This is a genomic window from Lederbergia ruris (assembly GCF_018332955.1).
GTDB lineage: Bacteria > Bacillota > Bacilli > Bacillales > Bacillaceae_C > Lederbergia > Lederbergia ruris.
Genome location: NZ_BORB01000042.1, coordinates 19629 through 31662, shown reverse-complemented (window position 1 = coordinate 31662; position 12034 = coordinate 19629). Strand labels below are relative to the sequence as shown.

Annotated in this window: 6 protein-coding genes and 1 pseudogene; 2 read left to right on the top strand and 5 right to left on the bottom strand. The window is 37.9% G+C overall.

Annotated features, from left to right (window positions below; translation table 11 throughout):
- Positions 1-75 precede the first annotated feature (75 nt).
- The gene (locus KI363_RS18170) at positions 76-885 is read left to right on the top strand and encodes a hypothetical protein (RefSeq protein ID WP_212967226.1); all 810 of its coding nucleotides are present in this window, start codon (positions 76-78) and stop codon (positions 883-885) included.
- A 628-nt stretch (positions 886-1513) separates the two neighbouring features.
- On the opposite strand, the pseudogene KI363_RS18165 reads toward KI363_RS18170, so the two are convergent.
- Positions 1514-1996, bottom strand: a pseudogene (locus tag KI363_RS18165) (nucleoside deaminase).
- 919 nt (positions 1997-2915) lie between these two features.
- Here KI363_RS18165 and KI363_RS18160 point away from each other — a divergent pair.
- The gene (locus KI363_RS18160; protein WP_212967225.1) at positions 2916-3770 is read left to right on the top strand and encodes a DUF3800 domain-containing protein; all 855 of its coding nucleotides are present in this window, start codon (positions 2916-2918) and stop codon (positions 3768-3770) included.
- A gap of 136 nt (positions 3771-3906) precedes the next feature.
- On the opposite strand, the gene KI363_RS18155 is transcribed toward KI363_RS18160, so the two are convergent.
- The 4 genes from KI363_RS18155 to KI363_RS18140 are packed head-to-tail and all read right to left on the bottom strand — an operon-like array spanning position 3907 to position 11540.
- Positions 3907-8307, bottom strand: a complete 4401-nt coding sequence (locus KI363_RS18155) for a coiled-coil domain-containing protein (RefSeq protein WP_212967224.1) — start codon at positions 8305-8307, stop codon at positions 3907-3909.
- Complete coding sequence (locus KI363_RS18150) at positions 8294-9034, bottom strand: DUF6063 family protein (RefSeq protein ID WP_212967223.1); 741 nt, start codon at positions 9032-9034, stop codon at positions 8294-8296. Before KI363_RS18150 ends, KI363_RS18155 begins: the two co-directional genes overlap by 14 nt.
- Positions 9034-10536: a replicative DNA helicase gene (locus KI363_RS18145; protein ID WP_212967222.1), complete on the bottom strand. Its 1503-nt coding sequence runs from the start codon at positions 10534-10536 to the stop codon at positions 9034-9036. The genes KI363_RS18150 and KI363_RS18145 overlap by 1 nt, the downstream gene beginning before the upstream one ends.
- Positions 10518-11540: a Wadjet anti-phage system protein JetD domain-containing protein gene (locus KI363_RS18140; RefSeq protein ID WP_212967221.1), complete on the bottom strand. Its 1023-nt coding sequence runs from the start codon at positions 11538-11540 to the stop codon at positions 10518-10520. Before KI363_RS18140 ends, KI363_RS18145 begins: the two co-directional genes overlap by 19 nt.
- Positions 11541-12034: the final 494 nt, after the last annotated feature.

The following is a 12034-nucleotide window of genomic DNA, read 5'->3' as shown; positions in this document are numbered from 1 at the left end:
CCCACCTCATTCTGTTTGGGGGTGAAAGTAAACGAATGAAGGAGTCTATGATGATGAAAAATTAGAGGTTGGCAAGTGGTTTACAAAAAGGGCTGCCGTTTCATGCATTTTACACTTGCCAAATACACGCCTAGTTTGCAATTTGAAGAGAAACAAAAAGTTAATTATGAGGATAATCAAGATAAAACAATTTTAGACATACATGTTTCTCCTTTAAAAAGAAAATCAGCTTATGCATTTGTTAATAGGTTGCTTACAGGATTTGAATTGTTAGGAGGACAAGTTTATATTGGTTATGAAAAAGATTATTATACTGAATTGCAATTACCTTATGTAAGTTGGAAAATACAGCTCTTTGAGAAAAAAGTAAGGGGGAATACAAAAGAGGTGATGCAACCAGTATATAGAAAAAATTATTCTGGAATCCTACAGATTGAATTAATTAATCTAGAAAATAAAAAGAAGTTCATTTTTACTGATGAAGCGGAAAGTTTGCTTAATCAGCTTGAAGCAATTTTTTTAGATTTAAGGAAAGAATATCTGTCAATACGGGATAAAAAGCGTGAAGAAAAAAGAAAAAGTGAAGCGGAACAAGAATTAATAAGAGCCCGTCAAGAAACTGAGAAACTTGCTAAAGAACAAGAAGAATTAAAAGCAAAGATTGATGAAAAAAGAAATGTTCTCAAAGAAGAGATATTCGACCATATAGAGTATTTAGATAAGATAAAAAAAATAGAAAGTTACCTTCACACCGTACAGTCGATATCTTATGATGACGAAGAAACTAAGAAAATCCTACAAAACTACGTTGAAAAAGTTCAAAGTTTATATAATCTGAACAAATTTACTAACATCATTGAACTGTGGAATTCAAAATTTGATTAGTGATTTTGAGTAATTTTTTTAGAAAGGAATGCGGCGAGAATAAATTGGTTAATCCCGAATTTTTGACTTTTTTGACTTAGAAGGATTTCATAATAGAAACAGTAATTTAAATTGTGTCCAGTTAATGAACTGAAAATATAACTTTTCCCGGATTTGAAGATTGGTAAACTGTTTCTTTAGATAGTTGTTAAGCATTTGAGATGTATAGGTCATTATCGTAAGCCCGAAATATACAAATAAGCGTACTTTTCTGGTACGCATGACGAATAGCCATCTGCCTCTTGACTTTTCATCAAATAGACGGTTGTTTTATAATTCTGCACAGGTAGCCTGAATATTTTTGACCAGGGCAAGTACCGATCGAGAATTTCAGGATTCTGATGGTTACCCAGCGTGGGCAAATCCGTCAATAGCTTTTTGACATACTCATAGCAATCAATGCCGTTGGAGTTGGTAGTTTCAGCGAGGCTTTTTCCGGCTTACGGTCATCCAACATTTAACGGCAAACAAGCATGAATTTTAACTACCCATGGTTGTTTTTACTTTTATTAAAAGGTATTCATGTTCCCTAATAATACAAGCTATTATTATTATTTGTATCACTTTATGAAGGCTCTAAATATAGTAGTCAACGTATCCCTGAATAAAGCTGACGATGAAGTTGACGAACTTGCTCTGCTAGTTCAGGAACAGGGCCATCTACAACAGTATCCCGAATAACTTCTTGAATAGGAAGATTCCGAACACGTGATGGAGCTACTCCCATATCACTCAACCAAGGGTGCCAGCTGTGCGGATGAACTTGCATAGACAATTCGGCCTAAACCAACCCAACCATGGGCCGCAGCGCACATGGGACAATGTTCACCAGAGGTATAAACTGTCGCCTTGCTTCTTTCTTCAGGTGTCATGTGGTTGGCTGTCCATCGCGCAATGGCGAATTCAGGGTGTTGGGTATGGTCACCGCCTGCTACGTGGTTATGGTCTTCAAAAAGTACATCTCCATCAGCTAAAACGAGAACGAACCAAATGGCTCGTCACCTTTATCCAACGCTATTTTTGCTAGTTCAACACAACGTCGCAGGTGCTTCATATCTGAATCATTTATCACAATTATCCTCTCCTCTTCCCTTTTTTGTGTCCATTGTCCATGGACATACCAGTTTGTCGATTAATTGCATTAATAGTCAATCTATTTATATAACAAATGTATTTGATAATCTAAAATTGAGCCACTTTTTAATGGTTTGGATAAACCAAAAATAGTTCTATTATCCTGGTTGTATAGATCTACATAACCAGGTATGATTTAGAAAGGGAGGGAAATATTGTAGGTGGCAAAGTGGGGATTCCCTTCAAGACATCTCGTTTTCACGTCCATTGACAATTCTCTTTTTGAACGAGTGCGCTATAAACTTCGAGAACCTAGAACTTTAATGTTACATGGCGGGCATTTAATAAGAGGACAAGGGAGAGGAAAATCCCTAATAAGGTTATTCAATCTCTCTAGGATTTTAATCCTACCTTTTGGAAGGGCTCACAACTAAAGTCAGAAAAGCACAGGCAAATTTGCAATGCAACGCAGGAAAGCGTTATCCATGAGCATAAATATTGGATAACAATAAGGTTTGGAGATGTTATACAAATTATTATAAAGAAAGCCACGGATTAGGTTAGAACATTATAAAAGAGGGGGACTTTTACCAATTCGTTGATGAAGTGAATGGAAAATTCACGGTAGCGTATCTAATTAAGGTTCCATAGGCATATTTAAACTTTTCCTCAGTTATAGAGTTAGGTTCCCGCTACGTTTTCAGATAGAATACTAGGTAAGAAAAAAACCGCCTAAACTAGTTAGAGCGGTTTTGAAGATTCACTTTAATGCAGATTTCACGGACTGCAAGAACAGTCAATGTCCTCTGGTAATGATGAATATTTGCAGACTGCAAAAACAGTCTAACTCCTATTCATCTTTAATTATAATTAATAATTTATTCTTTGTCAATTCATACATAAAAAGGAGGGATATTATGCCAACTGATAAAGCAATTTCTAAACCAACAAATGTACAAATATTTTATGATGAAAGTGGAAAACAACATGAAAAGATTCATTTTATGGGAGCCATATTGATTCCTAGCCGGGTATATAAGGAAAAAAACAATCACCCGGAACTAAATAGTCTAATTAAAGAGGGTAGCTCTCCTATCCATTTCACCGACTATAACGGGTATGGTAAAAGTCCGGAAAGGTTTAAAAAACTCGTTTCTTTAGCATTGGAGCATACAGCAGGTATGCAATTCAATGTTATAAATTATAATATCAGCAAAATCGAGAATATTGCTCATCCGATTAAGCCAATATTAGATGATATTGTGCCAATGACAATATACAATAAATTGCCAGAACGTTTAATTTATGGTTTGTTAAGAAAATACGGCCAACATGCTTACTTGGATGCTATGATACATATAGAAGAAGACAGTTCATACAATAGAGAGTCAAATTCTGGTCCCGATAAAACACCAGCAATTAACTCAAAGGATTTAAGAGATACATTGTTATATCAATTAAATATACAAGCTGTTTACAGAAATGAGAGTTACAAAGTTAGTTCAGTTAATTTTCTCACAAAAAGACAGGAATATGGAATTGAATTAACTGATACTTTATTAGGAATTACCCGTTTTATTATTGAAAATAGCCTTAAAGATTCAAGTCGCATCAATGCCAAACGTAAACTGATAATCGAATTGCTTGAAACCACAAACTTGAAAAAGTTTTTACTTAAAAATACCAGATATTATGAATGGCATTATAGTGACCAATTGAGGCCGATTCCATTCTCTACATACCTTAATTTATTTATTAGCACCCATGTTTAATAAATAATGTCCTGTGTTAAGAATTTCCACCTACCAAATTGCCCTTATTAGATGATTTTAATGAAGGCAGCAAAAGACAGGAGATTTATCATTTTCCCCTGTCTTTATAATGCTGCCATTAGAATTTATAAACCCATCACTCCCCAAACAAATCAAGCTGCTCCGTTTGACCCAATCGATCGATGACGGCTGGCTCATGATCTTGAAAGTAGGCGTGATGCAACCATTTTTCTGTTGTCATCACCTTCTTGCTTGCCTCTTTTGATGCACGTAATCGGCAGCTATAAATAATCGGAAAATAATCTTGGAGAAACTTTCCTTCTGCATGCGCAGTTAAAGCAATCATTTGAAAGCCCAGCTGTTCAGCGATGAAAAAGACGGGACTTAACACATGGTCACTGGATGCTTCTCCAAATGGATTATCTAAAATAACTGACCTGTTCGTTAAGTTTGCCTTTTTCTTCTCTGCTACATATTTTAAAATCCCTAAGAAGAGCGTCATATTTTTACTCCACTTCTCTCCTCCAGACCAGACATTGCTTTGCTCCCATGAAAATGACCGTGTAGAAATTTGATTATCATTTGTTACTTTGCGACAGTGAACCTTCAGGACATCCCGGTCCATGACAACCTTCAGCAATTGCTTCGAGCTGAGCCATCTTTCTAAATCGGTACGTATTTTGGCTGTATCCTGATGACCCTCGTCGTTACGATATTTATCATCCTCTAACTGTTTAATGATCCACTCCATATGATGACGAATTCTTAATTTTCCATCCTCAGGTTCCCATTTCGGTATCGAAAAGCTATAAATTTGTTTCCAGTCATCCGCCTTTACTCGCGTTTTCTTTGGAATTTGTTCGAGTTCTTCTACTAATGTTTGTAGATGTGTATGAATTTGATTAATAAAAAGCTGTAACTCTTCATCACTTTTACGGATATGTTCATTCGCATATTTTGTAATTCGCTGAATACTTGTAAACATATTCTGTTTAAAAGTGATAACATCTTTATATGATCGTTTTTGTTCCACGCCTTGAACGGCCATCTGTTGTAACTTTCGATCTGTAATATGATTACGGCAAAAAGCGCGGAACTGATCCTTTGCAGCTGTTACATGCTCTTTTTCCTCTTCAACAACCCGCTTCTTTTCTTTTAGTTCTTCTGTCATTTCTTCTGCAAAACGTACGCAATAATATTGAAAGTCGATTGCTGCTTGTTCGCTTAGTGAGATACTCGTGATGCCAGGTGCATTAAAATGATATCCTTCAATGAACTTCTCAAGTAGCCGCTCCGCTTTTTCAAGGTGGTGAAGCTCCTTACCAACGCGCTTCATCTCTTGATTAAGGTAGTCTTTAAGCTCTAGAAGCTCAGTTTCTTCTGTTTGTAGTTGTTGTTTGACGAGCGCTAATTCTCCTGTAAACAATGTGATGCTGTCGTTCGGAAATTTTTCTCGAAAATCTTCTTTTGCTTGTGAGAGTAATGCTTCTTTGATTTCCTTGACTCGTTTTGCTGATTGATATTTTTCCATTGTATTATTCAATTCAGCTTTAGCAACCTGTAATTGTTTTTGTAATTGTTCGATATATTGGTCTCCATCTGCTGGGAAAGTTTGTGATTTATCAACAAGAGGATGGATTTGTTCAATTTCTTCCATCCGTTCCCTGGCAGTCAAGATACGTTGACGCTCCGTTCCCTGCTTCGCTTCCCATTCGCCAATTTGACGTGTAATACTTTCCTTTTGCAGCAGCAAATCCTCACGCTTTGTTAAAAGAATTGTGATGCTTTCGTCCGTGTATCTAACTGGCAAAGCCGCAACCTCTTGATAATACGGATTACCTATAATCTTTTGCCGCTCTATTTCTAAATTGCGGATACGTTCCGTTTTCTCATCAGCATCTTCTTGATAGCGATTGATTGAACGCTTCGTCTGCTTTACTTTTTGTTCTGCATCTTGCATTTGACCTTGATATTTCTCTGCATCCTGCTCATACTTTTTTATTTCATTTTGATAGATGATATATTGCTGTCCATCACGGAGTTTATTTTCTAATCCGGAACGCTCTCCTGCCGCTTCTTCAGCACGCTTGGTATATTTTTCTATCATCCTGTCCATTTCATCTAACAGCTCATCCACTTGGTTTATGCTTACTTCCAGTTTTTCAGCTTCAGTTTGCATGCTAGACAGATGTTCTTGCCATTCTGCTATCTGTTCATATGGATACTTATTTAAAAAATCACGGAACTGTTTTAACGCTTGTTCCCATTTTTTGATTTCATTTTCAGTGTTTTCTCTTGTTTTTGTAATTTCCTTTGCCTGATCTGTTAAACGTTGTTTCCATTCTGCAAATTGATCGGCTTTGAGATTTTGTCGCCAATGAACTGGTACAATCCAGTCTCCTTTATCCATAGCTGTAATGGCAATTGCTTCTTCTGTAGTCACAATCAACACAGGAAACATGATACGATCGGAGACCTGCTCTAAACGCTCAATTAAACTAGACTTTGACTTTGCAGTTGTAACGATAATGCTGGACCATAATGCCTCCTGCTTCAGCTCTTCCTGCTTTTCTTCAGGAAGCTGCGCAAGATAGTCAACCCCCGTTTCGATATAGTCCAGCTGGTTTTTCCACAATTCCATTTGCTCTGATAAAAATGGATCACTAAAGAAAGTCTCTTGGCCCCCGTAATCATCGACATATCGTAGTGCTACACGTTCTCTGTCAAGCCATTTTTTCCGCTCGATACGTTGCTTTTCCAGGTTGTTCTCCAACTGACCATGAATGGTTTGCTGCTGCAAGTGGATGCTATCTATATCCTGCCAGGTACTTCTGAGCATCGCTAACGTATAAATCAATTGCTCCTCTTCTTTATGCGCCGTATCTAACTGTTGCTTCACACGCTGCAAATGTAATGCTTTTTGTTGTTGTGTTTCTTGCAGTTGCTTTTTTTCTTGCTGCTTTTCTTGTACTTCTCGTGCTAACCTTTTTCTTTCTGCCTTCAGATGAATTAATTCATCATCTAAGGCCTGGTAACGTTCTTCCCATTTTGGCAATTGTTCCTCAACTTTTTCCTGTTCCGGATTAGACAGAAGGGATTGACGCAACTTTTCACTATCCTTTTCACGGCTTTCAATAAACGAATGAAACTTGATTATTTCATCATTCATTTTTTTCTGCTTGTCCTGATAATCGATTAATTGCTTCTCTAGTTGTTGAATCTGATCTAGTAACGGGTTCCTTTCTTGCTCTAAGCCTTGCTGTTGCTTTTCTATTTCCTCTATTTGGGATTGATATGCGCCATGTAATGCTTGTTCTACTTCATACAATTGATTTTTTAATTCTTCTATATCTGCTTGTTCTTCAAAGGATGCAATTTGTTCTTGAATATAGGTGAGTGAATCTTGTGCAGCTTGTTGTTCCTTTGCAAATTTAGCATAACGCAATGCAGCGTGCTGTCCTTCAATGTCCGCTGTTTTTGCTTTTTGCTCCTGTAAAAGGAGATTAGCTTTTTCATATTCCTTGTCTGCCTGATCCTTTTCTTTTGCTTTTTCCGCAATACTAAAAGAACCAAGCTTTACTTGATGCTGATGCTTGTCCTGCTGCCAATTCTCCTCCTTTCTGGCTAAAGCTTCTTTTTCTGCTATGTATGCTTGCTTTTGCTTTTCGGTGTGTTCCCAAATCCCTTTTGTCCGCTGCTTTGCTTCATGAAACTGCTGCTCCTTTTCATGAAGGCGTTCAAAGGCTGCTGTATATGCGACCAATTCATCTTGTATCTTTTTGTTTTCCTCAATTGTTTCTTTCAGCCTCTGGTAATTTTTAAAACTAGCATAGCGCTGTTCAAACAAAGTGGCAAAAAGCTTTTTATCATGACCAACGATAGCATCCTCCACTGTTGGAATCAAAAGGCGATCAAACAGCTGGTTCGTCGTTTTGCACGCTTCAAAAAAAGCTTCTACGCCGCCTTCTGAACTGTTAATTTTCACAATGCTTTCCCATTCCGTACCAATGATTTGGTAATTATCCTCTATATACTGGCGGTAGCTTTTAATTGTTGTAAATGTATTGGCAGACAAGGATTTATCTTTCATCATGCTATAGTAATCCTGCATTTCACCACGATCAGCAGGACGCTTCCCACCTTGCACCTGACGCACGAAAGGTATCTCCTCAATCGCATGGGGATCGCCATGCTGGTATTCATATACATAGCGAAGGGATTCAACACCATGCTTGTTTGTGAAAAGTGTGACTGCTGTAACGACATAACGTCTTGGCTTCTCATTAATAATCCATTCAACCGCAATATGGGCAGGTGTGCTTTCTAGTGCCAGGGTTTTCCCTATTTTACGACCAGCAAGTTCAGTATGGGGGATCATTGCCTGAATGGCTGTTTGAATAAGTACCGTTTTCCCACCGCCGTTTTCTAATAAGATCGCTCCATTGTAGCCATCAAATAAAAATAATTCATCATTATATCGTTTATTCCCTTCTTCATAAATGACATTGGCTAACCGAATTTTACTAATCGCCGGCATCTGATTTCTCTCCCTCCATGTCATAAATAAATGTCAGAATTCCTTTGTTATATTCTACTTCCATGAAAAAGCGCTGAATAATAGTCTTTGCTTTTTCTGTTAATGCTATTTCTTCATTGCCAAGGTCCTCAACTAAATCCTGGTCCAGCAAAAAACGCTTTACTGTATCTAAAAAGCTGTAGCGGCTAATCGTATTTCCTGTCTGCCGTTTCACGTTTTCCTTTATATCATTCATATCGCTCCACTTCTCGACAATTTGCCTCCAATTATAGGAAAACTCACTCTCCATCTGCTTTAAATCTTTTTCATCCAATGCTTGCAACTGGTCAATCCGTTCTTGAATTTGGTAAATCCATTCATCTATACGCAGAAAGTCACGTGTTGGCCGTCTGGTTTGATAGGAATTATAGAAAGCACCAAATAGAATGATGGTAACAAAATAAAGCAAGTAAATATCTGCATTCGTTGCGCCAGAACGTAGGTAATGTCGCTTAATCCAATCATTGCTTACATGGAAGCTTGATAATTTCGTTTCAGGAATTAAATATAAATGCTCACTCGTATTGACAATGACAGCATCTACTTCTTTTGCATATAAATCTAACAGACTACGAATATCATCATCTGCCCGATATAACTGCACTGCCTCTTGATCAGTGACAGACGTGCGTGCTAATGTTGTATATATACGAAATGCCCTGATAACCTTATCTTCACTGTAATGCACTAGGATTCCTCCAATCGAATTATCATCTCTTGAATGGAATAACGTTTATATCGATTTAGCACTTCTTTTCCTTCTGTGATGACTAATGTATCATCTCCAAGCAAATACAATGCCTCTGTTAACAACGATTGGCCATCCTCATCATGCTCCATATCCCCTCGTGCTACAGGTGAACGCTGATGCAGAATTAACCAGAACTCATAAAAAAATCGCGTTGTATAAAGCCCCGATTGATTTGTCTCTGTTAGATAGTCAAAGAATTGGGAAAGTGTTACTTCCTGCTTGTCGCTTATAAATGCTAAAACCTCTTCCATTATTTTCCTGTAGTGTTTTCTCAGCTCTTTTTCCCGGACATCCTCGTCAGTACTGTTCTCTGCTTCAATCATTGTCACTTGCTTATCCGCTTGTTCGTCTTCTCTAATATTCTGATCCGCAAAAAGCGAAAGCGGCGACCAGACCCTTTCTTCTTCAACTGTCAAGAATGGGTGCAGCACACCTTTCATAGTCTCTAGCGGAAGGGGGACCGAGATAATACGTGATGTAATTTCATAATCAAAATTAAATGCTTCAATTCCAGTATAATACAGTGATTCTTGTGCGGTAATTAATGTGGTATTTTTTAATGATAAAGTTTGTTCCAGCAGTCGAGAATGGTCATAATGCACTTCCTCTAATTCTCTTGTTATGGTAAGAATTAAATCATATGTTTTTTGCTCTTTACGATGGATATCCTTTGCATAGAGTCTTTCTTTCGTTTCCTTTACAAATTGCCTAAGCTCTTTAAATTCATCATCTTCATGCTGCAGGCGGCTGTAGCTATCTTCCAGTAATGCCTTATATCTGTCAAAGGTTTCCTCCGATACGATGCTGCGCTGAATCTCCTGTTTTAAAGCAAGCATCCGTTCTTCAATGTTTTCAACGGATACACGCATTTCGTTAATTTGTCTTAGTGCACCGTTGAATTCGCCACGTTCCAGTTGTTTTCGAAGCATTAATTGATTAATCGATAGCTGAAATTCACTGTAAAATTCTTTTGTTGCAAAAACAAGTTCAAGCCCATCATCATCCAATGTATAATATTGTTCATTTTTCTCCTGATTAAAGCCATTGGTTTTTAAAATGGAATACTCAATTTCCTCTTGCCTGTTTGTTTCCCAGTTATAGAAAGGATAGGTTCTTTTGATTCCTGTACTGGGACGAAAGTTATCGATAAGTGTTCGAGCGAGGTGTTGATAATCATTTGCCCCCAGGTTGTACTGATCAATAGTCACCTCTTGAATAAAGGCAGCTAATTGCTTTGACCCTGTTTTATATTGACGCATCAGCTTCTGTTCAAAGAAAAATAACAGCGTCAAGAGTCCCAGACCTTTCATATCGATAAACTTTCCGTTCTCATCTTTTTCCCTTTTTCGTTCTAGATCCGCCAGAGGGTCAAATAATGCAAGTCGGCGTATTCTTTCATGATAGCCTGCTGTAATTGTCGCTAGATCATGTCGTACCAATTTGTCTCCTCCCATATTTGCTTTAGTTCCCTTGTTTTCAAAATCTCTTGAGGGTAATAATAGCCATCTTCAAGTAATTGCTTGATTCGAAGTTGTTCTTCCTCGCTAAACGATTGAAAGAATGCCTCCTCTGCCTCTATACGCTGCTTTTGATATTCCTTTCCCTTTGCCGGCTGCTTCTTCATACATGCATGGTAAAAAGGCAGAGCCAATCGAACGTTAATCTTTTTCGATAGACTATGCCAAATTGCAATTCCTTCGCGATCTAAATCACCAAAATAAAAAAAGTGATGAGTCGCAGCTACTGGGTATTGCTGGTCAAATTGTTCAATACTTTGAATAATTGCTTTCCCGCTGCCATAAATAAGTGTAGCAAAAGTGCTTTGCTTGATTGCCGGCAATATCCCCTGGAAGGTTGTTTTATTTTCAACAATAAAGTGGAGTTGGTTTTGCTCCTGAATGCTAGCAGGGTTGATTGCAAATTGCAAAGGCTCTGAAACTGGCATTATCTGTATTTTTTCATATAAATGGATACGTTCAAGCAGTTCTTTTCCCTCTTTCTCCGTAATCCATTTCTCATCCCCAGCAATTTCATAGCTTCTCTCTGGCGCTGGAATGGCTTCAGCAGGAAAACCATTTGTACGTAGGTATTCATCTATTCGCATTAAATATGGTAAATCTTCATACCATTGCTTGGGATCATGTTGATAGTAATAATCTAAATTAATATCAGGGTGGAATTGGATACGGTATTGCTGGATGAGGTGATGATGCTCTTTTTTCAGTTTCGCTTTATGTATACGGTAATGTAAGGCTATAGAAGGTTTTCTTAATGAGCGTCCTCTACTCTTTATCATGGCCAATATTCCTTCATTCTCTAAAGCAAGCACACTCTCAGCAAACACTTCATAGCTGTCAACGAAAGGAGAGCATAATTCTTGTAATGCATTTATATCAATTGTTTTCTTGGGGTATAAAGCAAGCGCTTCCCTTATCTCTTTCATTTTTTTGTTCCATCCTATTCGATAAATCATTTCTCCTCTAATCATATCATAATGTAGGAATAAAGTGGGGCAATCGGAGTCGTCCTTCTGTCCCGATACTGCCTTTGGTAGTTTGCCTTTTCAGATTATTGTTCCCAATATACCTATCAACCGCATTCGTATGGATTAAATAACAGGAAGTCGGATCTCTTCCTCAATTAACCAACTCACTTTACATCATGCTCAATTGCTACATCTCAAACCCCTGAATATATAACGGATATTTTTAATAATTTTCCAGGCCATCATACCCTTCCGTTTCAGCGCCCACATTAAGAAAAGCGCAAGGCGCCCGCTTAGGGGATGAACGGCTAAGCAAGGATAAACGGCTAAGTTCGCGCCGTCCTGACGCAACGCCGTTCAGACCAACATCCTGTTGGCCCGCAACAAGCAAATATTCTGAGACAAGAAAAGTCCGGTTTTGACTTTTATTGGCTCAGATTATTTGACCTCGA

Coding starts and splice junctions, on each gene's coding strand:
- KI363_RS18160 (WP_212967225.1), top strand. CDS start 2,916: ATGCCAACTGATAAAGCAATTTCTAAACCAACAAATGTACAAATATTT.
- KI363_RS18155 (WP_212967224.1), bottom strand. CDS start 8,307: ATGCCGGCGATTAGTAAAATTCGGTTAGCCAATGTCATTTATGAAGAA.
- KI363_RS18140 (WP_212967221.1), bottom strand. CDS start 11,540: ATGAAAGAGATAAGGGAAGCGCTTGCTTTATACCCCAAGAAAACAATT.